Here is a 20,278-nt window from a genome sequence, read left to right as displayed (position 1 = left end):
TCGTCTCTTGCCGGAGTGTTACGGGAGGGCCGTCTGTTCGCGCTCGGAGGCGCAGCGGTCACCGTAGAAGCATATTTCGCGTGGCCGACACGGGCCGGTGGAGCTGTGTCCGCGCCGGCGGAGAAGGCCTTGAGCCGGGTCGGGTTCCGCCGCATCGCCGCGGATTTGGCTCGCCCGGCCGAGACGGTGCGGGGTTGGCTGCGTCGCTTTGCCGAGCGTGCCGAGGCGGTTCGGTCGGTGTTCACCGTCATGTTGCGCGCGGTGGATCCGGATCCGGTGATGCCGGATGCGGCCGTCGGGGTGTTCGCCTATGCGGTGACGGTGATCGCCGCGGTCGTGACCGTGATCGAGCGCCAGTTCGCGCTGTCCACGGTGTCGCTGGCCGAGACGGCGGTGGCGGTATCGAGTGGGCGGCTGGTGGCGCCGGGGTGGCCCGGCGAGTGGGTGCAACACGAGTCGACCCTGCCCTAACCGCCGATTGGGCCGTAATCCTGTGCGCTGTCGTGTGTTCACGGGACACCAAACGGAAAGGAGCGGCCGGTGGCGTGGCCGGCGTTCTTGCCCGGGGTTCGTAGCCATCGGTGCGGGAAGCTCGCCGTCACTGTTCGTCACTGTTGCTCACCAAGGTTCGCGAAGGGAAATACGATGCTTAGTGGCATACAACAGAACACGCTTATGGATAACGATCCCCTCGCCCATGGCTACTACGTAGCCGACCTGCTCGTCGCGCTCGCGGTCGTGGTGCTCATGCTGCGCGCTCGAAGGACTCGACCCGAGCTCGCGCGGATGCTGTTGCTCGGCACGCTCATCGGTCTGGTCTGGGAGCTGCCGGTGTTCGGGCTCAGCGCTTGGACCAACACCCCGATCATCGAGTGGGCCACGCCGCTCCCGCTCCCCACCGTGGTGTTCCTGCTCGCCCACTCCGTGTGGGATGGTGCTCTCCTGACCATGGGCTGGCTGCTGGCGCGAGCGCTCACGGGCGAGCCCGCGGGCGCCCTCGGCCTGACCGTCCAGGTGCTCTGGGGACAGCTCACGGCCCTGGCCGTGGAGTTGTCGGCGATCCTCGCCGGGACCTGGTCCTACGTCGACGACCTGTGGTTCAACCCGGTGATGTTCTGGTTTCGTGGTCACCCGGTGACAGCGGCCATGCAGCTGACCTGGCTGCTGGCGCCGCTGTGCTTCACGGCCCTGGTCAGGCGGCTCGCGCTCACCGCCAGGTAATCAAGGCGCGGTCTTCGACAGGGTCGCTCGGATGCCGGCCACGAGCGCGGACAGGATCTGCAACCTCGAGCCCGTATCGCCAACCGATGTCCGCGCACCCCATCATGGTGCGGTTCAAACACGCCCTACGGCTTTAGGAGAGCCTGCAACAGCACCTGATCGTGGTCTCGAAAATCGTGGTCTCGAAAGGTGTTCTGAGCTGGCCATTTGACGCCATCCGGCACGACCCGAAACCACGGCGTGTCGCGGATTCACCGACCACAGATCACCGTTCGATTCCGGGCTCAAAAAATCGCGCAGCCATTCGGAGAATCACTTGTCGAGGGCGCGGAGCAGAAGGTCCTTGATCTCGGCCTGTCCCTCTTCCAGAGACCGCACCCGCGCATTGGTGTCGTCGGACTTGGCCGCGAGCTGGCCGACTTTGGTCGTCACGCGGTCCAGTCGTCCGGTGTGTTCCCGGACGGTCGTCGCGATTTCTCGCTGGTTGGCGCCCGGCGGGTTGACGGCCGCGAGGACGGCTCGATAGTCGGCCTGGTTCGCTTCCAGAGCGGCGACCCGTGCTCCAAGCTCCTTCAGCGTCGTCACGGGCTCATCCTATCCGGCAGATCAGCAGGCGGTTCCTCCGCAAAGTGCGGCTGCAACCTACCGACTTCGTGCGCGGCGAGGAACGCGCCCCCGGGGTTATCCGCCCGCGTCAGACAACAGTGCCTCGGTCTGATCGGCAATCGGCGACCGCCTCGAGGTCCACATCCGCCACCTGCTCGAAACGTCAGGTCTTGGGGTGCGGGGTGTACCTGACGGTCTGCGCCCAGATCATGCCGTCCCGGAATACGAAAGTATCGACTCCGTCGTCGATTCGGCTGACCGCCGAATTCGCGGTCCACTCCAGCAACAGTACGTCGCCCTCGAAGATTTGGGTCTTCAAGTCCCACAGCGCGTTTGGTATGTCGTCGAGCAACTTGACGAACAGTTGACGGATACCTTCCTTGCCGCGCGCGATACCGGCCGGGGTGATGACAAAGGAGTCGTCGGTGTAGTCGGCGACGATCTCCTCGAGGTCGCCCGCGGCGAGCGCCTGGCCGTGGTGGGCGAATACCTCCTGCGGCGTACGTGGCGGCGTGGACCCCATCGCGCTCCTTGGCAACCTGTAGACCATCTGGGAGAAAGCGTAGGACACTCTTGACGAGCGCGCGGGGCCCTCGGCGGCTGGAAGAATAGTTTGTAAAACTGACGTTTCCGGCCTGGGGGAGGATTAACGGTGCCGCGGACCGACAACGATTCCTGGGCCATTACCGAGAGCGTGGGCGCCACCGCACTGGGTGTGGCGGCGGCGCGTGCGGCCGAGACCGAGAGCGACAACCCATTGATCAACGATCCGTTCGCGCGGATCTTTGTGGATGCTGCCGGCGACGGCGTGTGGAGCATGTACGCGAAGGCCACGCCACGGGCCGGTGCGACCGACCTCGACCCGGACCTGCGGGCGCCGATACAGCAGATGATCGATTTCATGGCCGCCCGGACCGCGTTTTTCGACGAGTATTTCCTGGCTGCCGCCGACGCTGGGGTGCGGCAAATCGTAATCCTTGCCTCGGGCCTGGACTCGCGTGCCTGGCGGCTGCCCTGGCCGGACGGCACCGTGGTGTACGAGCTGGACCAGCCCAAGGTGCTGGAGTTCAAATCTGCCACGTTGCGCCAGCACGGCGCGCAGCCGGCTTCGCAGCTGGTGAACGTTCCGATAGACCTTCGTCAGGACTGGCCAAAGGCATTGCAGAAAGCGGGATTTGACCCATCGAAGCCGTGTGCATGGTCAGCCGAAGGGTTGGTGCGGTACCTGCCGGCGCGGGCTCAGGATCTGTTGTTCGAGCGGATCGATGCGCTCAGCAGGCCGGGCAGCTGGTTGGCGTCCAACGTCCCCGGCGCCGGCTTCCTCGACCCTGAGCGGCTGCGACGCCAGCGTGCGGACATGCGGCGGATGCGGGCCGCGGCAGCCAAGCTGGTCGAAACTGAGATATCAGATGTCGATGACCTCTGGTATGCAGAGCAGCGCACCGCCGTCGCCGAGTGGCTGCGTGAACGTGGCTGGGACGTGTCGACGGCAACGTTGCCCGAGCTGCTGGCTCGGTATGGCCGCAGCATCCCTCACAGTGGCGAAGACTCAATCCCGCCAAACCTTTTCGTATCCGCGCAGCGGGCCACGAGCTGACGGAGATCGCGGGCTATTCCGCGAGCATGGCCGCCACGTCGTTCTTGATCACCGCTATCGCGTCAACCGGAGTGAGGTCCTGGCCCTGTTCGTTCTGTCCGAGCTGAGGCCACCCGGCGCCGTTGGGCCCGCGCAGTTGGTCCCATATCTCGCGGACTTTGGTCAGTAGTTCGGTTTGTTCTTCGTCGGTGAGTGCCATCAGCGGTCCTCCGGTCGTTGTGACGCCGCATGCGGCGGCAAACTGTTGCGGTGTACCGAACGGTGGAGCGCCCTGCGGAAGGTTGGGGCTATACCCACTGCCGTCGGTGTACTGGTGCGCCACTTGCCCGGGAAGGTTCGGATTGGACCCATAACCCGCGCCAATGACGCGCAGGCCCGCCGGGCGAACACGCCACATGTTGAAGAAGTCGTAGGCGTTGGCATAACCGATGATTCGCGCGGGCGAGCCGGCGTAGTCTGCCAGGTTCCAGTACAGCCGGTTGATCCAGCTCGACCCGTCACCGGGCGGGTTCCCGCCTGATTCGACATCCAGCATCAGCGCGACCCGGGGATGCAAGCATCATCGAGCGCACGGTGTTGGCATTGGCCCACCAATTCGGACGCGCGTAGGTGTAGACGATTCCGAATGTGAGTCGCCCGCTGTCCAATGCCGAGCGCATCCATCGGTAATTGTGCGCGAAATTGCGATCCCGATAGGTGCCGTCGCAGACGCGGATCGACAGCACTCGGTAAGGATACGAGTTATTCACGGGCACTTGATATTCAGAGACATCTGCGAACAAAGTGTCTGCCACGGCACCTCAATTCCCCGCTATCGGAATGCGTATCGTCATGCTACCGATCCTTGGCTATGGCTGATCGAACTGTCCGGGTCGGCGATTTCCACAACGGCGAGCCGATCTATCACGTGGGCGGCTCTAGGTGGAGTCGGAGAGCGACCAACTGGCGTTGGTCCGGGACGCTGCCTCAAGCGTGGCAGCGGGATTTGCTTCAGCAGCCCGGTCGCCAGCAGCCGCTACTGGTACCAACATGCGCGCCGACGTGAGTGGGGTACCGCCCGGATCCGGCCCGCTGGCAGGCTCCGAACGTGCCCCAAATCGGGTTTCATAGCGCGCACATAGGAACCGCATGGCGTCTGCTCAGCCGTGTGCGGATACTTGACGCTGTGACGCAGCACCGCATCTCGGTTGAGCGTGTCGTCATGCGGCGCGCCGATGGCCAACCGGTCACTGTGCTGGTGGTCGACGACGAACCCGTTCTGGCCGAGATGGTGTCCATGGCATTGCGGTATGAAGGTTGGAACATCACCACCGCCGGTGACGGATCGTCGGCGATTGCGGCGGCCCGCCGCCAGCGGCCCGATGTGGTTGTGCTAGACGTGATGTTGCCTGACATGAGCGGCCTGGACGTGCTGCACAAGTTGCGCAGCGAGAATCCAGGCCTGCCGGTTCTACTGCTGACGGCCAAGGACGCGGTGGAAGATCGTATAGCTGGGTTGACCGCGGGGGGCGACGACTACGTCACCAAGCCGTTTAGCATCGAGGAGGTCGTGCTTCGGCTGCGGGCGTTACTGCGTCGCACGGGGGTGACGACAGTCGACAGCGGTGCCCAGCTAGTGGTCGGAGACTTGGTGCTGGACGAAGACAGCCACGAGGTGATGCGCGCCGGCGAACCGGTGTCGTTGACGTCCACCGAGTTCGAGCTGCTGCGGTTCATGATGCACAACTCCAAGCGGGTGCTGAGCAAAGCCCAGATTCTGGACCGCGTCTGGAGTTACGACTTCGGCGGCCGGTCCAATATCGTGGAGCTGTACATCTCGTACCTGCGCAAAAAGATCGACAACGGTCGCGAACCCATGATTCACACACTGCGCGGCGCCGGCTATGTGCTCAAGCCGGCCCGCTAGCAGTCCGCGAATTTGGTCGCTTCGGCTGCGGCTCCTGGTCGGACAGGTTGTCGTCCTCGCCGTGGTGTGTGTGGGAATCACCGCGGCAACCGAAATGGCGCTGCGCCGTCATCTGGTGGCACAACTTGACAACCAACTCGGCGGAACGTCGTACCGCTCGGTGTTGATGTATCCGGAGAAAATGCCCCGTCCGCCCTGGCGGCGCGAGACGCACAACTACATCAGGTGGGGCCCCGGTCCGAGGTTTCTCGATGCTCCGGGCCAGCCGGCCGGGATGGTGGCGGCGGTGGTCAGCGATGGCACGACGGTCGCCGCCGGATATCTGACCGGCAGTGGTTCGCGGGCGGCGTTGACGTCAACCGCCCGGTCCCAGCTGGAACGGATCGCCGGCAGCCGCACACCGCTGACCCTGGATCTCGACGGCCTGGGCCGGTACCGTGTGCTGGCCGCTCCGAGCCGAAACGGGCACGACGTCATCGTCACCGGGCTGTCGATGGGCAACGTCGACGCCACGATGTTGCAGATGCTGATCATTTTCGGAATCGTCACGGTGATTGCGTTGGTCGCCGCGACGACCGCCGGAATCGTCATCATCAAGCGGGCGCTGGCGCCGTTGCGGCGCGTCGCGCAAACCGCGAGCGAAGTCGTCGACCTACCGTTGGATCGCGGCGAGGTCGAGCTACCGGTCCGGGTGCCCGAACCTGACGCAAACCCCTCCACCGAGGTGGGGCAACTCGGGTCGGCGCTCAACCGGATGCTCGACCACATCGCTGCCGCACTGTCGGCGCGGCAGGCCAGTGAAACCCGTGTGCGCCAGTTCGTTGCCGATGCCAGTCATGAACTGCGAACTCCCCTTGCGGCGATCCGTGGTTACACGGAATTGACGCAGCGGATAGGGGACGATCCCGAGGCCGTCGCACACGCGATGAGCCGGGTGGCATCCGAGACTGAGCGGATAACACGTCTGGTCGAGGACCTGCTGCTGCTGGCGCGTCTGGACTCGGGGCGGCCGCTGGAACGCGAACCGGTGGACATGTCGCGGCTTGCGGTTGACGCGGTCAGCGACGCTCATGTTGCCGGACCAGATCACCAGTGGGCGCTCGACCTGCCCCCCGAACCGGTGGTCATCCCGGGTGATGCGGCACGGTTGCACCAGGTGGTGACCAACCTGCTGGCCAACGCCCGCGTGCACACCGGTCCCGGCACGATCGTGACGACGCGCTTGAGCACCGGGCCGACGCACGTCGTGCTGCAGGTGATCGACAATGGGCCGGGCATTCCGGCCGCGCTGCAGTCCGAGGTTTTCGAGCGGTTCGCCCGCGGCGATACGTCACGGTCCCGCCAAGCCGGTAGCACCGGGCTCGGCCTGGCGATCGTCTCCGCTGTGGTCAAGGCGCACAACGGAACGATCACCGTGAGTAGCTCACCCGGACATACCGAGTTTGCGGTGCGGTTGCCACTTGACGGATGGCAACCGCTCGCATCGTCGCCGCGCTAGGCCTGACTGCCCGGCTCCGACGCGCTGTTCACAGCCCGCATCGACACGCTTTAGGTTAGGAACAGGTCACCTCGATTTCGAACGACTTGTTCACCGGTGACATCGGGTTGGCCATGTCGACCCCGGTAGCGGTCCCAGTGATCTTGTAGTGGCTGCCGTCCTTGGTTGCCGAGGCGTTACCCTGTCCGGTGCCCGACGTGTATCCCAGCGTGACGCCGTTGACGTTACCGAGCCCAACGGACTTCACCTCCGGAGGGTTGCCGTCGGTAAGCACGGCGGCAATGCCGGTCGCCGCCCCGCCGATCGCGATGTTGACATTGCCGGCCGCGGTTGTGCACACCACGGAGCCGGTGACGTTCTGGTCCTTACCGTCGATGACGACCTTCGGCCCGGAGGCGGCGCCGGGGCTTGCCGTCGTGCCTGCCGCGGTCGTGGTCTCACCGCTTCCTGTAGTCGACTTGTTGCTTGAACATCCGGAAAGACCTGCGACCAGAATGGCGGCTCCGGCTACCGCGACCGTCAGTCCACGCTTCACCCTGTGCTCCTTTGCCTGTCGTAGCGGTCCATCGGCATTGAGGACCGCTTCGGCAGTATGCGCGTTAGCAGGGCCCGAGGTCTAGGTGCGGCGGAAAATTCTCTCTTTCTGGTCGGTAGCGTGGTTCGCCAACGGCATCTACCGGCGTGCACCGTAGTAGTGGCAATGTAGTGCCGATGGAACACAAACCTCCCACTGCCGTCATCCAGGCGGCACACGGTGAACACTCGTTACCGTTGCATGACACAACGGATTTCGACGACGCCGATCGCGGATTCATTGCCGCGCTATCCCCGTGTGTGATCAAGGCTGCCGATGGTCGCGTGGTGTGGGACAACGACGCGTACTCGTTTCTCGACGGTGCCGCGCCGACATCGGTGCATCCCAGCCTGTGGCGGCAATCCCAGCTGACCGCGAAACAGGGCCTCTACCAGGTGGTGCCGGGCATCTATCAGGTCCGCGGATTCGATATCTCCAATATCAGCTTCGTTGAGGGTGACACTGGGCTGATCGTCATCGACCCGTTGGTGTCCACCGAGGTGGCCGCCGCCGCGCTGGACTTGTATCGCGCCCACCGCGGAGCCGACCGCCCCGTGGTCGCGGTCATCTACACCCACAGCCATGTCGATCATTTCGGTGGGGTGCTCGGCGTCACCACCCAGGCCGACGTGGACGCGGGAAAGGTGGCGGTGCTGGCGCCGGAGGGGTTCACCGCGCACGCCGTGCAGGAAAACATCTACGCCGGCTCGGCGATGATGCGCCGTGCGGGCTACATGTACGGCACCGTGTTGGCGCGCGGTCCCCGGGGGCACGTCGGCTGCGGCCTCGGGCAGACACTGTCGACCGGTGAGGTTTCGCTCGTCGTGCCGACGGTCGACATCACCGAGACCGGTGAGACCCACACCATCGACGGGGTGGAGATCGAGTTCCAGATGGCCCCGGGCACCGAGGCCCCTGCGGAGATGCACTTCTATTTCCCGCGCTTCCGCGCGTTGTGCATGGCCGAAAACGCCACGCATAACCTGCACAACCTGCTGACCCTGCGCGGCGCCTTGGTGCGCGATCCGCGCGCCTGGTCGGGCTATCTCACCGAGGCGATCGACACCTTTGCCGACCGAACCGACGTGGTGTTCGCCTCGCACCACTGGCCGACGTGGGGACGCGAGAAGATCGTCGAGTTCTTGTCGCAACAGCGCGACATGTATTCATATCTGCACGATCAGACGCTGCGGCTGCTGAACCAGGGCTACACCGGTGTGGAGATCGCCGAGATGTTCCAGCTGCCACCGGCGCTGCAGCAGGCATGGCACACCCACGGCTACTACGGGTCGGTCAGCCATAACGTGAAGGCGATCTATCAGCGTTACATGGGCTGGTTTGACGGTAACCTGGGCCGGTTGTGGCCGCATCCGCCCGAGGCGCTGGCGCCACGTTATGTCGACGCGTTGGGTGGCATCGACCGAGTGCTGGAGCTGGCCCGCGAAGCCTTCGACGCAGGTGATTTCCGTTGGGCGGCAACGCTGCTCGACCATGCGGTGTTCGCCGACAGTGAGCACGACGCGGCCCGCGGGCTCTACGCCGACACCCTGGAGCAGCTGGCCTACGGCGCCGAGTGTGCGACCTGGCGCAATTTCTTTCTGACCGGGGCCGCCGAGCTGCGCGACGGGAACCCGGGCAGCTCCGGGCAAGTCCCGGCGCCCACGTTTTTCGCCCAGCTGACGCCGGACCAAATCTTTGACGTCCTGGCGATCAGCATCAACGGCCCACGCGCATGGGACCTCGACCTGGCCATCGATTTCACCTTCACCGAGCCGGATGTCAACTATCGGCTCACGCTGCGCAACGGCGTGTTGATACATCGCAAGCTTGCCGCCGATCCGGCGACGGCGAACGCGACGGTGACGGTGGGCGACAAGGTTCGGTTGGTCGCCGCGGCGCTGGGCGATATCAGCTCACCCGGTTTCGAGGTGTCCGGCGACCAGACGGTGCTGCAGACATTCTTGAGCGTCCTCGACCGGCCCGATTCGGCCTTCAACATCGTGACGCCGTAGTTCGGCGGTACCGCTCGGCGCCGAGTCGAAGGCGGCCTGAGCTAAAGCCGGGCATTGCGCGAGTGGTAAACAAGTTCGGTGACTTCGGTTGACCGACTCGACGGGCTCGATCTGGGCGCGCTGGACCGGTATCTGCGTTCGCTGGGGATCGGGCGCGACGGCGAGTTGCGTGGCGAGCTGATCTCCGGTGGACGCTCCAATCTGACCTTCCGGGTCTATGACGACGCGTCGAGCTGGTTGGTGCGGCGTCCGCCCCTGCACGGGCTGACACCGTCGGCGCACGATATGGCCCGCGAGTACAGAGTGGTCGCCGCGCTGGGAGACACACCGGTTCCGGTGGCGCGCACGATCTCGCTGTGCCAGGACGACTCGGTGCTGGGCGCGCCGTTCCAGGTTGTCGAATTCGTTGCCGGGCAAGTGGTGCGCCGGCGCGCCGAACTCGAAGCGCTCGGCAGCCGTTCGGTCATCGAGGGCTGTGTCGACGCCTTGATCCGGGTACTCGTCGACTTGCATAGCATCGACCCGAAGGCCGTCGGACTGAGCGATTTCGGCAAACCCGACGGCTATCTGGAACGGCAGGTGCGCCGGTGGGGGTCACAATGGGAGCTGGTGCGGCTGCCCGACGACCACCGCGACGCCGACATTTCGCGATTGCATTTAGCCCTGCAGCAAGCCATTCCACAACAGAGCCGCACATCGATCGTGCACGGCGACTACCGGATCGACAACACGATCTTGGACACCGATGACCCATGCCATGTTCGCGCGGTGGTGGACTGGGAGCTCTCCACCCTGGGGGACCCGCTGTCCGACGCGGCCCTGATGTGCGTATACCGCGACCCCGCGCTGGACTTAATTGTGCACGCGCAGGCAGCGTGGACTTCGCCGCTGCTGCCAACAGCCGACGAGCTGGCCGATCGGTATTCACTGGTCTCCGGGCAGCCGCTAGGCCACTGGGAGTTCTACATGGCCTTGGCCTATTTCAAGCTCGCCATCATCGCCGCCGGCATCGACTACCGCCGACGCATGTCCGAGCAGGCCGAGGGGAAGGACACCGCGGCTGAGTCGGTGCCTGACGTTGTTGCGCCGCTGATCGCTCGTGGTCTAGCAGAGATTGCCAAGAAGAGCGGGTAACCCCGCGTCAGGGATGCCCAGTTAGCGAAGGGCGGCCGCGTGGGTCTTTTTGGCCGCACGTCGCAACTGAAGGATCCGCGCGGTGCCGGCGAAGACGGTGATCAGCCCGCCGCCCACGGCCGCCAGCAAGATAGCCACCCCTAGTGGCAGGCTCCAGCGCCAGCCGAAGAACGCAAATTGGGCCGAGGCGGTGTTCTGGGCGATGAATATCAGCAACAGGATGAGGATCAGAAAGCCGACGATCAGCGCCGACCATACTGCGGCGGCGCGGGTGAACTTGACAGGTGGCTCTTCCGGTGCCTTGCCGGGCACCGAGCCAGGCACCGTTGTACCGCTGAGTGGTTGATCAGCCGAGGAAGAGGGATTGCTGGTCATGACACCATTTTTGTCCTATCCCACACAGAATGAAACCAAACCACGCCGGAAATCTCCCAGTACATGCCGAGTTGTGGAAGCACGGCGCCGCCGCTGACGATAGTGTCAACTGCATGAGGATGCTCCGACGCCTACGTCGCGCAACTGTCGCTGCGGCTGTGTGGCTCGCGACGGTGTGCCTGGTTGCGTCCTGCGCCAATGCTGATCCGCTCGGGTCAGCGACCGGCAGTGTGAAGTCCATCGTCGTCGGGTCCGGTGATTTTCCGGAATCGCAGGTAATCGCCGAAATCTACGCACAAGCGTTGCAGGCCAACGGTTTCGACGTGGGGCGGCGGTTGGGAATTGGCAGTCGAGAGACGTATATCCCGGCGCTCAAAGATCATTCCATCGACCTGGTGCCGGAGTATATCGGCAACCTGTTGCTATATTTTCAACCCGACGCCACGGTGACCATGCTCGATGCCGTTGAGTTGGAGCTCTACAAGCGACTTCCCGGCGATCTGTCGATCCTGACGCCGTCGCCGGCCTCTGACACTGACACCGTCACCGTCACCGCCGCTACCGCCGCCCGGTGGAACCTGAAAACGATCGCCGACTTGGCCCCCCATTCCGCGGATGTGAAGTTCGCGGCGCCGTCGGCCTTTCAGGCCCGGCCGTCCGGGTTGCCCGGGCTGCGGCACAAATACGCACTCGACATCGCGCCGGGCAACTTCGTGACCATCAACGACGGCGGCGGTGCGGTGACCGTGCGAGCGCTGGTGGAGGGAACGGCCACCGCCGCCAACGTCTTCAGCACCTCTGCGGCTATCCCGCAAAACCATCTGGTGGTGCTGGAAGATCCCGAGCATAACTTCCTGGCCGGAAACATTGTGCCGCTTGTGAATTCGCGAAAGAAGTCGGATCGCCTCAAAGATGTGCTGGACGCGGTGTCGGCAAAGCTGACCACTGCCGGCCTGGCCGAGCTCAATGCCGCGGTGTCCGGCAACTCCGGGGTGGATCCCGACGAGGCCGCGCGGAAATGGGTGCGGGACAACGGTTTCGATCACCCAGTGTGGCAGTAGGCACCACGTTGATCTGCTTTGACGATGTCAGCAAGGTGTACGCACACGGTGCCACCGCCGTAGACCGGCTGACGCTGGAAGTCCCTAACGGCATGCTGACCGTCTTCGTCGGCCCCTCCGGCTGCGGCAAGACGACGGCGCTGCGAATGATCAACCGAATGGTGGATCCGACCTCGGGCACCATCACTGTCGACGGTACCGACGTGTCGACGGTCAATGCGGTGAAGCTGCGCCTGGGAATTGGCTATGTCATCCAGAACGCGGGGCTGATGCCTCATCAACGGGTTATCGACAACGTCGCAACGGTGCCGGTGCTGAAGGGTCAGCCGCGCCGGGCAGCCCGCAAAGCCGGTTATGAGGTGCTTGAGCGTGTCGGGCTGGACCCCAAGGTCGCCACCCGCTACCCGGCCCAGCTCTCGGGCGGCGAACAGCAACGGGTCGGCGTGGCACGGGCACTCGCGGCCGATCCGCCGATCTTGTTGATGGACGAGCCGTTCTCGGCCGTCGACCCGGTGGTTCGCCACGAGCTACAGAACGAAATACTTCGTCTGCAAGCCGAGTTGCACAAGACCATTGTCTTCGTGACGCACGACATCGACGAGGCGTTGAAGCTCGCCGATCTGGTGGCGGTGTTCGCCCCGGGCGGCGCGCTTGCGCAGTACGACGAAACTGCCCGGCTGTTATCCAGTCCGGCGAATGACTTCGTGTCGAAGTTCATCGGTCTCGGTCGCGGCTATCGGTGGCTGCAGCTGTTCGACGCGGCCGGACTACCTGTGCGCGACATCGAGCAAGTCTCGGTGAACGGCCTTTCCGATGCCCGGGACAGGCAAGTTCGTGACGGCTGGGTGCTGGTGGTCGACGGTGCGGGTGCGCCGTTGGGCTGGATCGACGCCGATGGCCGGCGGCGTCACCGCGGCGGCGCGGCATTGTCGGATGCCATGACCGTCGGCGGTTCGGTGTTCCGCCCGAACGGTAACCTCAGCCAGGCGCTGGACGCCGCCTTGTCCTCGCCGTCGGGGGTCGGTGTCGCCGTTGACGGCGGTGGCAAGGTCATCGGCGGGATACTGGCCGCCGACGTGCTGGCCGAGTTCCAAAAAGGCAAGAAGGCCGGCGGCGGAGCTAAGCCATGCACTACCTGATGACCCACCCGGGAGCGGCCTGGGCGCTGACCGTCGTCCATCTGCGCCTCTCGTTGCTGCCGGTGCTGATCGGGCTGATGAGCGCGGTGCCGTTGGGCCTGCTGGTGCAGCGCGCGCCGCTGCTTCGCCGGCTGACGACGGCGACCGCCAGCGTTATATTCACCATCCCGTCGCTAGCGCTATTCGTGGTGTTGCCGCTGATCATCGGAACCCGGATCCTCGACGAGGCCAATGTCATTGTGGCGTTGGCGGCCTACACCACGGCCCTGCTGGTGCGGGCGGTGCTCGAAGCGCTGGACGCGGTGCCGGCGCAGGTGCATGACGCGGCCACCGCCATCGGCTATTCGCGGATCGCTCAGATGTTGAAAGTCGAACTGCCGCTGTCTATCCCCGTGCTGGTAGCCGGGCTGCGGGTGGTCGCGGTTACCAACATCGCGATGGTGTCCGTGGGTTCGGTGATAGGAATCGGGGGCCTGGGAACCTGGTTCACCGCGGGGTATCAGACCAACAAGAGTGACCAGATCGTTGCCGGCGTCGTAGCGATGTTCCTGCTGGCGATTGTCGTCGACGTGGTGATCAACCTCGCCGGTCGGCTGGCCACGCCATGGGAACGGGCGCCGCGGGCAGCCCGTCGGCGCCGCCAGGTCGCGGCCCCGATCACGGGCGGAGCGCGATGAATTTCCTGCAGCAGGCGCTGTCCTACCTGCTAACCGCCAGTAACTGGACCGGTCCAGTCGGCTTGGCAGTCCGCACGTGTGAGCACCTGGAATACACCGCGGTGGCGGTGGCCGCTTCAGCACTGATCGCCGTGCCAGTCGGGCTGCTTATCGGGCACACCGGTCGCGGGACGCTGCTGGTGGTGGGTGCGGTCAATGGTTTGCGCGCTTTGCCCACGTTGGGTGTGCTGCTGCTAGGGGTGCTGCTATTCGGGCTGGGATTGGGGCCGCCGCTGGTGGCGCTGATGCTGTTGGGTATCCCGTCTTTGCTGGCCAGCACGTACGCCGGCATTGCCAGTGTTGATCCGCTGGTGGTCGATGCCGCCCGGGCGATGGGCATGACCGAGTCCCAGGTGCTGCTGCGCGTCGAGGTACCCAATGCACTACCGCTGATGCTCGGCGGACTACGCAGCGCGACGCTGCAAGTGGTCGCCACCGCGACGGTGGCCGCCTACGCCAGTCTCGGGGGGCTGGGTGGCTACTTGATCGACGGGATCAAGGAGCGTCGATTCCACATCGCTCTGGTCGGTGCGATGATGGTGGCCGCGTTGGCGTTGACCCTCGACGGACTGCTGGCGTTGGCGGGGTGGGTATCGGTGCCGGGCACCGGGCGGATGCGCAAGCTCGCCGCGGTTGTCGACAAACCTGCCGCAGGCGGTGGACACGCCCTACGGTAGACAGTGTGAACGCAGTCCCCTCTGATCTGACTCCGCGCGTCTGGCCGGCCATATTGACCTGGCGTGCGCAGGACATCTCGCGCATGGAATCGGTACGAGTCCAGTTGTCCGGCAAGCGGATTAGGGCGAACGGCCGCATTGTGGCCGCGGCTACCGCGAATAATCCGGCGTTTGGCGCGCACTACGATCTGCAGACCGACGAAACCGGTGCCACCAAACGGTTCGGGCTGACGGTCACACTAGCCGAGCGGGAACGCCAGCTCGCCATCGCCCGCGACGAGGAGAACATGTGGTTGGTGACTGACCACCAGGGTGAACGGCGCGCAGCATACAACGGTGCATTGGACATCGATTTGGTGTTCAGTCCATTCTTCAATGCGTTGCCGATTCGTCGCCTTGGGCTGCACGAACGAGCGGAATCGATCGCGCTGCCGGTGGTCTATGTAAACGTGCCCGAGATGAGCGTCGATGCGGCCACCGTGAGCTATACCAGCGAAGGACGTCTGGATGGGATCAAGCTGCGCTCACCGGTGGCTGACACCACCGTGACCGTCGACTCCGACGGGTTCATTGTGGACTATCCAGGCTTGGCAGAGCGGATGTAATCACCCCGCCCGCCCGCCCCGCGGCGGCCAGTTGCTCGCGCCATTTGTCCGCGCCAATAACGACGGTGACGATGTCGGAGCGCGGGAAGCTGTCATAGCGTGTGCGTGCGGCGTGGCCCGCGTCGGCGAGGTCGGCTATCGAACCGTGGGATTGCAGCGAATCACGCGCACGGCTCAGCAGGTCGATGATCCGGTCCGCGGCCGGCGCCAGTTGGCCGGTGTTAGCTTCACACATTGCCCGCACTAGGTCAGGAGCGGTGGCTGCCACCCGGGTGGCATCGCGGAAAGACCCTGCAGCCAACGCGAAGGCAAGTGGTACCTCGGCCGCAGTGACGGCGAGCGCCTCAGCGAGCAGGTGTGGCAGGTGCGAGACGGCAGCAGCGGCGGCGTCGTGCTCGTCGGATTTGGCGGGCACCACCATCGCCCCGCAGTCCAGCGCCAGCGTCATCACCATCGACCACACCGTGGGGTCGACATGGTCATCGACGCTGACCACCCAGGGGGCTCTGTTGAACAAGCCGCCGTGACCGGCGGTCCAACCCGAGTGCGCGGTGCCCGTCATCGGGTGACCGCCGACGTAGCGCGCCTGCAGACCAGCCGCCGTGACCTCGTCGAGAACCGCGCATTTGACGCTGGTGACGTCGGTCAACGGACAGCCAGGTGCCGATTTGCGAATATGGGCGAGCATGCCTGGCAAGGCCGGCATCGGAACGGCCAGCACGATCAACGCCTCGGTAGCGGCGGCCCGGGTTAGCGTTTGGTTGAGATCGGTTATGGCATCAAACCCGTCGGAGCGGGCGCCGTGGGCACCCTCCACCGACCGGTTGTAGCCAAAGACTTCACGGCCCGCCGCTGCGGCGGCCCGCATGATGGAACCGCCGATGAGTCCCAGCCCAAGCACGCACACCGGTGGCGCCGCGACAGTCCGAGTCACAGTCCAAGGTTGGCATAGGTAGCCCGTGGCGGCGCCCTGAGGGGCGACCAGATCTCCGCTGTCTGAGCACCATCTGGTCAGGAGGCCTGGTCAGCGACTACCGTAGGCGCCCATGGGAGCACAACGGGCCTCCACGCAAAGACCGGCCGCGGACACACCGGACGGTTTCGGTGTTGCGGTTGTGCGTGAAGAGGGCCGCTGGCGCTGCTCTCCGATGGGCCCCAAAGCGTTGACCAGTCTGCGGGCTGCCGAGACGGAACTGCGTGAGCTGCGTAGCGCGGGAGCCGTCTTCGGGCTACTCGACGTCGACGACGAATTTTTCGTCATTGTGCGCCCGGCGCCCTCGGGAACTCGGCTGTTGCTGTCCGACGCCACCGCCGCGCTGGACTACGACATCGCTGCGGAGGTCCTGGACAATCTGGACGCCGAGATCGATCCCGAAGACCTCGAGGATGCCGATCCGTTCGAGGAAGGCGACCTGGGCCTGCTGTCCGACATCGGCCTGCCCGAGGCGGTTCTGGGAGTCATCCTCGACGAGACCGACCTTTACGCCGACGAACAGCTGGGCCGCATCGCCCGCGAAATGGGCTTCGCTGACCAGCTGTCGGCGGTGATCGACCGCCTAGGTCGGTGACCGCAAGCGCGGGCGGTGACCACTGACGAAGATCTGATCCGTGCGGCGTTGGCGGTCGCGGCGACGGCGGGTCCGCGCGACGTGCCGGTGGGCGCGGTGGTCGTCGGCGCCGACGGAACCGAACTCGCCCGGGCGGTGAATGCCCGCGAGGCGCTCGGCGATCCCACCGCGCACGCGGAAATCCTGGCGATGCGGTTGGCGGCCGGTGTGCTCGGCGACGGGTGGCGGCTGGAGGGGACCACCTTGGCGGTCACCGTCGAACCGTGCACTATGTGTGCCGGTGCCCTGGTGCTGGCCCGCGTCGCGCGGCTGGTCTTCGGTGCCTGGGAGCCCAAGACCGGGGCGGTCGGCTCGTTGTGGGACGTGGTCCGTGATCGTCGGCTCAATCACCGCCCGGAGGTACGCGGCGGTGTGCTCGCGCGGGAGTGCGCCGCGCCGCTGGAGGCCTTCTTCGCCCGCCAGCGATTGGGGTGAGGGTGCGCCGATTCGGTAAGCTTCACCGCGGTGGCGTGTCCGAGCGGCCTAAGGAGCACGCCTCGAAAGCGTGTGACGGCTAACACCGTCCGAGGGTTCAAATCCCTCCGCCACCGCCAAATCCCTTTGACTGTTAGTGCAGTTCAGCAGGGTATTTTCAGGTTTGCTGGTCGGCATCTTTCCCGAGAGTGACGGCGACTGCATCAAGATCGGCATCGAAGAGATCCGCATACGTGTCCAGGGTGACCTTCGCGGACTTGTGCCCGAGAATCCGTTGCAGCGCCAAAACGTTGACGCCGGCCGACACCGCCAAGCTGGCCGCGGTGTGCCGCAAATCGTGCGGAGTGATCTGCTGGACCTTTGCGCGCTTCACCGCGCCGCAGATCCGCCCGCGTGTAGGCTTCGGCCGCGGCAGACGCGCGCCGGTTTCCAGCTCTGATCAGCTGGTGCGCTCCGCCGGGCTCGACGTCACCGTGCTAGGCGGCGTTTGAGGCGGCCAAGTGCGCGACCCGGCGCGGTTAGCGGCGCAGTAGCTTGCGTAAATGCCTGGTCAGAGACTCGACGTTTCGTTTTGTTCGAATTACGCTAAGCTGCATGACAGCCGCAGTCCAGGAACGGACAGTACTTCCACCCCGCGACCCGCAGGACATGACCTCCTTGCTGGAGGTGCTTGGCGCGCCTGAAGTTTCCGTGTGTGGCAACGCCGGACAACCGATGACGCTTCCTGAACCAGTCAGAGATGCGCTGTACAACGTCGTGCTGGCCTTGTCGCAAGGCAAAGGCATTTCATTGGTGCCACGCCACCTCAAACTAACCACCCAAGAAGCCGCCGACCTATTGAACATCTCACGCCCGACCCTCGTTCGGCTCTTGGAGGATGGTCGAATCCCATTTGAGAAGCCGGGCCGCCACCGCCGAGTGAGCCTTGACGCGCTGCTCGAATATCAGCAAGAAACCCGGTCGAATCGCCGTGCAGCACTAGGCGAGTTGAGCCGCGACGCCCTTGGTGAGCTCCAGGCGGCGCTTGCAGAAAAGAAGTAGAGGAGGCCGAGCATGCCGTTCCCCGTAGTACTGGACGCGTGCGTGCTCGTGCCACACCCGCTGGTTGATGCCCTGTTGCGGTTCGCTGACGAGGGCACCTATCGGCCTCTGTGGTCGGAGGACATCCTGGCCGAGACTCGGCGAACCATGGTCGACCGCCTCAACATCAGCACCGAACGGGCTGACTACCGCATTCGCTTTCGGGTACAACGACCTCATCGCCGCCATGAACAACCATGACAAAGATCGACATGTGCTAGCTGCAGCGGTCCGAGAGCGCGCGGAGGTGATAGTCACGACAAACCTCAAGCACTTCCCTGATGACGCGCTAAAGCCCTATCAGATCAAAGCTTTGCATCCCGACGACTTTCTCCTCGATCAGTTGGATTTGTACGAAGAGGCAACGAAAGCAGTGATCCTCGGGATGGTCGACGCCTACATCGACCCGCCGTTCACGCCGCACAGCCTGCTAGATGCGCTGGGCGAGCAGGTCCCACACTTCGCCGCTAAGGCACGGCGTCTGTTCCCGTCCGGATCGCCATTCGGCCTTGGCGTCCTGCTCCCATTCGATCAATAGGGCTGGCAGCTCCGTCGGCAGGGGCCTACGCCTCACCCCGTCACGATCAGCGGCAGCGAGATCGTTCCGGCGCCGCCGGTTACCACCAGCACCCAACGGCCGTCGACGGGCAGGTTTACCTCGATCCGGAAGATGGCGAATCCGACCTCGGCGGCGACGGCGGCCTCGGGTAGCTCGAACTCGATGTGGTGCGCGTCGTCGCCCGTCGGAGGCCAAACCTCTACGTCGACCCGCCGATCCGGATCATCGGTCTCGGCCTGGGTCAACACCACCAGCAGAAACTGGGCCGACCGGTCCGGATCCACCGCAAATCGGTACAGCACGCCGCCGGAGACATTGAGCTTGTTGTCCACCACCGAGGCCGCTTCGGCGAGGAAGGCCCCGACTATCACGCTGCCGAACCTACCGCTGGGTTGGGTGTCAGCACGGTCAGCCGAACCCAGCTGCGTTGTAGGGATGCTGCTGGTGCACGGGACAACCTTTCTGCAAAGCCCCGGGGGTCGTCGCTCAAGACCGGCGCGTCAAAAACCTATCGTCGCAGGCATGTCGCTCACCAGCACCGGAAGCGATATCGCTCCGGTGCCGCCAGTCACCACCAGCACCCAACGGCCGTTAACCGGCAGGCGCAGTTGGATTTCGAAGAATGCGAATCCGGGGAACTCGGCAACGGCCGCTTCGGGCGCCTCGAAATTCAGGCGTATCGGTTCGTCATCGGTCGGCGGCCTCATCTCGACCGTAATGTCGCGGTCCGAACTGTCAGGCTCCGCCTGCGTCAACACCACCAACACAAATCGGGCCAGCCGGTCAGGACCGACCGCAAATCTGGACAGCACGCCGCCTTGCACATTGAGTTTGTTGTCCACCGCTGCGGCGGCATCGGCCAAGAACGCACCCGTAAGTATCACGCCGCTGAACCTACCGCGCCGCAGGTGGACAACATGCCCAGGGGTAGCACGGGGCGGCAGCGCCTTGGTGACAAATTATTCAGTGCGACGGCATATCTCGTCTTCTATTTCGTCAGCGCGGACTATATCCTATTACTACTATCGCTACCGACAACTGAATTCCTCGCTTAGATCTCGTCGTTGGGGCCCGAGCCCGCGCAATCTAGGGAGAGACACATGCAGTCCATGTCATTCGATCCGGCCGTTGCCGACATCGGATCGCAGGTCGTCAACAACGCATTCCAAGGGCTACAGGCCGGTGCGGTGGCGTGGGTCTCGCTGAGCTCGCTATTGCCCGCCGGGGCCGAGGAGGTGTCGGCTTGGGCGGTAACGGCGTTCACGACGGCGGCCACCGGGCTGCTGGCGCTGAATCAAGCGGCGCAGGAAGAGCTGAGAAAGGCGGGCGAGGTGTTTACCGCGATCGCCCGGATGTATTCGGACGCCGACGTCAGGGCGGCCGCCTGCTTGCTCGAAGCAATTCCGCGACCCGGCCAGACCCTCGCGCGGGAATAGTGCGCCGCGACGCGCGCCGAATTAGCTGATAGGTCCGACG

26 protein-coding genes, 1 tRNA gene and 1 pseudogene are annotated in these 20,278 nt (G+C 64.7%); 19 read left to right on the top strand and 9 right to left on the bottom strand.

The features are described 5' to 3' along the window. Nucleotides 1–105 precede the first annotated feature (105 nt). Nucleotides 106–471: a hypothetical protein gene (locus MCAN_RS19920; protein ID WP_014001941.1), complete on the top strand. Its 366-nt coding sequence runs from the start codon at nucleotides 106–108 to the stop codon at nucleotides 469–471. 174 nt (nucleotides 472–645) lie between these two features. Beyond that, the gene (locus MCAN_RS19915) at nucleotides 646–1,221 is read left to right on the top strand and encodes a hypothetical protein (RefSeq protein ID WP_014001940.1); all 576 of its coding nucleotides are present in this window, start codon (nucleotides 646–648) and stop codon (nucleotides 1,219–1,221) included. Between the two features lie 312 nt (nucleotides 1,222–1,533). On the opposite strand, the gene MCAN_RS19910 is transcribed toward MCAN_RS19915, so the two are convergent. Both MCAN_RS19910 and MCAN_RS19905 read right to left on the bottom strand, forming a co-directional pair. Beyond that, nucleotides 1,534–1,806 (bottom strand): hypothetical protein, encoded by a 273-nt coding sequence (locus tag MCAN_RS19910; protein ID WP_003420563.1) that lies wholly within the window; start codon nucleotides 1,804–1,806, stop codon nucleotides 1,534–1,536. 184 nt (nucleotides 1,807–1,990) lie between these two features. Continuing rightward, a complete protein-coding gene (locus MCAN_RS19905) occupies nucleotides 1,991–2,350 on the bottom strand; it encodes a nuclear transport factor 2 family protein (RefSeq protein ID WP_014001939.1) in 360 nt (119 codons plus the stop codon). A gap of 129 nt (nucleotides 2,351–2,479) precedes the next feature. Here MCAN_RS19905 and MCAN_RS19900 point away from each other — a divergent pair, with 129 nt between their 5' ends. Beyond that, nucleotides 2,480–3,424, top strand: a complete 945-nt coding sequence (locus MCAN_RS19900; RefSeq protein ID WP_014001938.1) for a class I SAM-dependent methyltransferase — start codon at nucleotides 2,480–2,482, stop codon at nucleotides 3,422–3,424. A 13-nt stretch (nucleotides 3,425–3,437) separates the two neighbouring features. Here MCAN_RS19900 and MCAN_RS19895 read toward each other — a convergent pair. Beyond that, nucleotides 3,438–4,218: pseudogene (locus tag MCAN_RS19895) on the bottom strand (hypothetical protein). Between the two features lie 407 nt (nucleotides 4,219–4,625). On the opposite strand from MCAN_RS19895, the gene tcrX reads away from it, so the two are divergent. Beyond that, the gene (gene tcrX, locus MCAN_RS19890) at nucleotides 4,626–5,330 is read left to right on the top strand and encodes a two-component system response regulator TcrX (protein ID WP_003420552.1); all 705 of its coding nucleotides are present in this window, start codon (nucleotides 4,626–4,628) and stop codon (nucleotides 5,328–5,330) included. Continuing rightward, entirely contained in the window at nucleotides 5,308–6,828 is a 1,521-nt protein-coding gene (gene tcrY, locus MCAN_RS19885; RefSeq protein ID WP_041180185.1) for a two-component system sensor histidine kinase TcrY, read from the top strand. The genes tcrX and tcrY overlap by 23 nt, the downstream gene beginning before the upstream one ends. A gap of 55 nt (nucleotides 6,829–6,883) precedes the next feature. On the opposite strand, the gene lpqH is transcribed toward tcrY, so the two are convergent. Next, nucleotides 6,884–7,363, bottom strand: a complete 480-nt coding sequence (gene lpqH, locus MCAN_RS19880) for a lipoprotein LpqH (RefSeq protein WP_003420544.1) — start codon at nucleotides 7,361–7,363, stop codon at nucleotides 6,884–6,886. 170 nt (nucleotides 7,364–7,533) lie between these two features. On the opposite strand from lpqH, the gene MCAN_RS19875 reads away from it, so the two are divergent. Continuing rightward, entirely contained in the window at nucleotides 7,534–9,414 is a 1,881-nt protein-coding gene (locus MCAN_RS19875) for an alkyl/aryl-sulfatase (RefSeq protein ID WP_014001936.1), read from the top strand. A gap of 78 nt (nucleotides 9,415–9,492) precedes the next feature. Continuing rightward, a complete protein-coding gene (locus MCAN_RS19870) occupies nucleotides 9,493–10,548 on the top strand; it encodes a phosphotransferase family protein (RefSeq protein ID WP_014001935.1) in 1,056 nt (351 codons plus the stop codon). 21 nt (nucleotides 10,549–10,569) lie between these two features. Here the strand turns inward: MCAN_RS19870 and MCAN_RS19865 are convergent, their stop codons facing one another. After that, nucleotides 10,570–10,923 carry a LapA family protein gene (locus tag MCAN_RS19865; protein ID WP_003899680.1) on the bottom strand — a complete coding sequence of 118 codons (354 nt, stop codon included), beginning with the start codon at nucleotides 10,921–10,923 and terminating at the stop codon, nucleotides 10,570–10,572. A 113-nt stretch (nucleotides 10,924–11,036) separates the two neighbouring features. Between MCAN_RS19865 and proX the strand changes: the two genes are divergently transcribed. Genes proX through MCAN_RS19840 form a run of 5 tightly spaced genes read left to right on the top strand, consistent with a single transcriptional unit; the run spans nucleotide 11,037 to nucleotide 15,121 of the window. Then, a complete protein-coding gene (gene proX / locus MCAN_RS19860) occupies nucleotides 11,037–11,984 on the top strand; it encodes a glycine betaine/carnitine/choline/L-proline ABC transporter substrate-binding protein ProX (RefSeq protein ID WP_014001934.1) in 948 nt (315 codons plus the stop codon). A gap of 8 nt (nucleotides 11,985–11,992) precedes the next feature. Beyond that, the gene (gene proV / locus MCAN_RS19855) at nucleotides 11,993–13,123 is read left to right on the top strand and encodes a glycine betaine/L-proline ABC transporter ATP-binding protein ProV (RefSeq protein ID WP_003420529.1); all 1,131 of its coding nucleotides are present in this window, start codon (nucleotides 11,993–11,995) and stop codon (nucleotides 13,121–13,123) included. Then, entirely contained in the window at nucleotides 13,111–13,800 is a 690-nt protein-coding gene (proW, locus tag MCAN_RS19850; RefSeq protein ID WP_003420526.1) for a glycine betaine/carnitine/choline/L-proline ABC transporter permease ProW, read from the top strand. The genes proV and proW overlap by 13 nt, the downstream gene beginning before the upstream one ends. Further along, nucleotides 13,797–14,516, top strand: coding sequence for a glycine betaine/carnitine/choline/L-proline ABC transporter permease ProZ (gene proZ, locus MCAN_RS19845; RefSeq protein WP_003420520.1), 720 nt, complete (start codon nucleotides 13,797–13,799; stop codon nucleotides 14,514–14,516). The genes proW and proZ overlap by 4 nt, the downstream gene beginning before the upstream one ends. A gap of 5 nt (nucleotides 14,517–14,521) precedes the next feature. Continuing rightward, nucleotides 14,522–15,121 carry a putative glycolipid-binding domain-containing protein gene (locus MCAN_RS19840; RefSeq protein ID WP_014001933.1) on the top strand — a complete coding sequence of 200 codons (600 nt, stop codon included), beginning with the start codon at nucleotides 14,522–14,524 and terminating at the stop codon, nucleotides 15,119–15,121. On the opposite strand, the gene MCAN_RS19835 is transcribed toward MCAN_RS19840, so the two are convergent. Further along, complete coding sequence (locus MCAN_RS19835) at nucleotides 15,084–16,028, bottom strand: prephenate dehydrogenase (RefSeq protein ID WP_003912273.1); 945 nt, start codon at nucleotides 16,026–16,028, stop codon at nucleotides 15,084–15,086. The two genes, MCAN_RS19840 and MCAN_RS19835, sit on opposite strands and share 38 nt — an antisense overlap. 139 nt (nucleotides 16,029–16,167) lie before the next feature. Here MCAN_RS19835 and MCAN_RS19830 point away from each other — a divergent pair, with 139 nt between their 5' ends. From MCAN_RS19830 to MCAN_RS19820, 3 genes are all read left to right on the top strand, one after another. After that, nucleotides 16,168–16,689, top strand: a complete 522-nt coding sequence (locus tag MCAN_RS19830; protein WP_003420511.1) for a tRNA adenosine deaminase-associated protein — start codon at nucleotides 16,168–16,170, stop codon at nucleotides 16,687–16,689. A 15-nt stretch (nucleotides 16,690–16,704) separates the two neighbouring features. Then, a complete protein-coding gene (locus MCAN_RS19825; protein WP_003420508.1) occupies nucleotides 16,705–17,163 on the top strand; it encodes a nucleoside deaminase in 459 nt (152 codons plus the stop codon). Between the two features lie 29 nt (nucleotides 17,164–17,192). Beyond that, nucleotides 17,193–17,282: transfer RNA gene (locus MCAN_RS19820), tRNA-Ser, on the top strand. Between the two features lie 38 nt (nucleotides 17,283–17,320). On the opposite strand, the gene MCAN_RS19815 is transcribed toward MCAN_RS19820, so the two are convergent. Beyond that, nucleotides 17,321–17,536: a tyrosine-type recombinase/integrase gene (locus tag MCAN_RS19815; RefSeq protein ID WP_003899674.1), complete on the bottom strand. Its 216-nt coding sequence runs from the start codon at nucleotides 17,534–17,536 to the stop codon at nucleotides 17,321–17,323. 221 nt (nucleotides 17,537–17,757) lie between these two features. Between MCAN_RS19815 and MCAN_RS19810 the strand changes: the two genes are divergently transcribed. Genes MCAN_RS19810 through MCAN_RS19805 form a run of 3 tightly spaced genes read left to right on the top strand, consistent with a single transcriptional unit; the run spans nucleotide 17,758 to nucleotide 18,781 of the window. Further along, nucleotides 17,758–18,204, top strand: a complete 447-nt coding sequence (locus tag MCAN_RS19810; RefSeq protein ID WP_016719233.1) for a helix-turn-helix domain-containing protein — start codon at nucleotides 17,758–17,760, stop codon at nucleotides 18,202–18,204. Between the two features lie 12 nt (nucleotides 18,205–18,216). After that, the gene (locus MCAN_RS23790; RefSeq protein ID WP_230864725.1) at nucleotides 18,217–18,444 is read left to right on the top strand and encodes a PIN domain-containing protein; all 228 of its coding nucleotides are present in this window, start codon (nucleotides 18,217–18,219) and stop codon (nucleotides 18,442–18,444) included. Then, on the top strand, nucleotides 18,431–18,781 hold the full coding sequence (locus MCAN_RS19805; protein WP_230871968.1) for a hypothetical protein: 351 nt from the start codon (nucleotides 18,431–18,433) through the stop codon (nucleotides 18,779–18,781). Before MCAN_RS23790 ends, MCAN_RS19805 begins: the two co-directional genes overlap by 14 nt. 32 nt (nucleotides 18,782–18,813) lie before the next feature. On the opposite strand, the gene MCAN_RS19800 is transcribed toward MCAN_RS19805, so the two are convergent. Next, nucleotides 18,814–19,173, bottom strand: a complete 360-nt coding sequence (locus tag MCAN_RS19800) for a hypothetical protein (RefSeq protein ID WP_003899672.1) — start codon at nucleotides 19,171–19,173, stop codon at nucleotides 18,814–18,816. Nucleotides 19,174–19,302: 129 nt separating this feature from the next. Continuing rightward, on the bottom strand, nucleotides 19,303–19,686 hold the full coding sequence (locus MCAN_RS19795) for a hypothetical protein (RefSeq protein WP_003899671.1): 384 nt from the start codon (nucleotides 19,684–19,686) through the stop codon (nucleotides 19,303–19,305). Nucleotides 19,687–19,902: 216 nt separating this feature from the next. Between MCAN_RS19795 and MCAN_RS19790 the strand changes: the two genes are divergently transcribed. Beyond that, on the top strand, nucleotides 19,903–20,238 hold the full coding sequence (locus tag MCAN_RS19790) for a PE domain-containing protein (RefSeq protein WP_003899670.1): 336 nt from the start codon (nucleotides 19,903–19,905) through the stop codon (nucleotides 20,236–20,238). The last annotated feature ends 40 nt before the right edge of the window (nucleotides 20,239–20,278 follow it).

This window comes from Mycobacterium canetti CIPT 140010059, assembly GCF_000253375.1.
GTDB classification, from domain to species: Bacteria; Actinomycetota; Actinomycetes; order Mycobacteriales; family Mycobacteriaceae; genus Mycobacterium; species Mycobacterium tuberculosis.
The sequence above is the reverse complement of the archived record's forward strand: the minus strand, read 5'-3'. Positions and strand labels throughout refer to the sequence as shown.

Bases quoted from the DNA above. Each gene is read 5' to 3' on its own strand.
- MCAN_RS19915 (WP_014001940.1), top strand. From the start codon at position 646: ATGCTTAGTGGCATACAACAGAACACGCTTATGGATAACGATCCCCTC.
- MCAN_RS19905 (WP_014001939.1), bottom strand. From the start codon at position 2,350: ATGGGGTCCACGCCGCCACGTACGCCGCAGGAGGTATTCGCCCACCAC.
- tcrX (WP_003420552.1), top strand. From the start codon at position 4,626: ATGCGGCGCGCCGATGGCCAACCGGTCACTGTGCTGGTGGTCGACGAC.
- tcrY (WP_041180185.1), top strand. From the start codon at position 5,308: ATGTGCTCAAGCCGGCCCGCTAGCAGTCCGCGAATTTGGTCGCTTCGG.
- MCAN_RS19865 (WP_003899680.1), bottom strand. From the start codon at position 10,923: ATGACCAGCAATCCCTCTTCCTCGGCTGATCAACCACTCAGCGGTACA.
- proX (WP_014001934.1), top strand. From the start codon at position 11,037: ATGAGGATGCTCCGACGCCTACGTCGCGCAACTGTCGCTGCGGCTGTG.
- proW (WP_003420526.1), top strand. From the start codon at position 13,111: ATGCACTACCTGATGACCCACCCGGGAGCGGCCTGGGCGCTGACCGTC.
- proZ (WP_003420520.1), top strand. From the start codon at position 13,797: ATGAATTTCCTGCAGCAGGCGCTGTCCTACCTGCTAACCGCCAGTAAC.
- MCAN_RS19830 (WP_003420511.1), top strand. From the start codon at position 16,168: ATGGGAGCACAACGGGCCTCCACGCAAAGACCGGCCGCGGACACACCG.
- MCAN_RS19810 (WP_016719233.1), top strand. From the start codon at position 17,758: ATGACAGCCGCAGTCCAGGAACGGACAGTACTTCCACCCCGCGACCCG.
- MCAN_RS23790 (WP_230864725.1), top strand. From the start codon at position 18,217: ATGCCGTTCCCCGTAGTACTGGACGCGTGCGTGCTCGTGCCACACCCG.
- MCAN_RS19805 (WP_230871968.1), top strand. From the start codon at position 18,431: ATGAACAACCATGACAAAGATCGACATGTGCTAGCTGCAGCGGTCCGA.
- MCAN_RS19790 (WP_003899670.1), top strand. From the start codon at position 19,903: ATGCAGTCCATGTCATTCGATCCGGCCGTTGCCGACATCGGATCGCAG.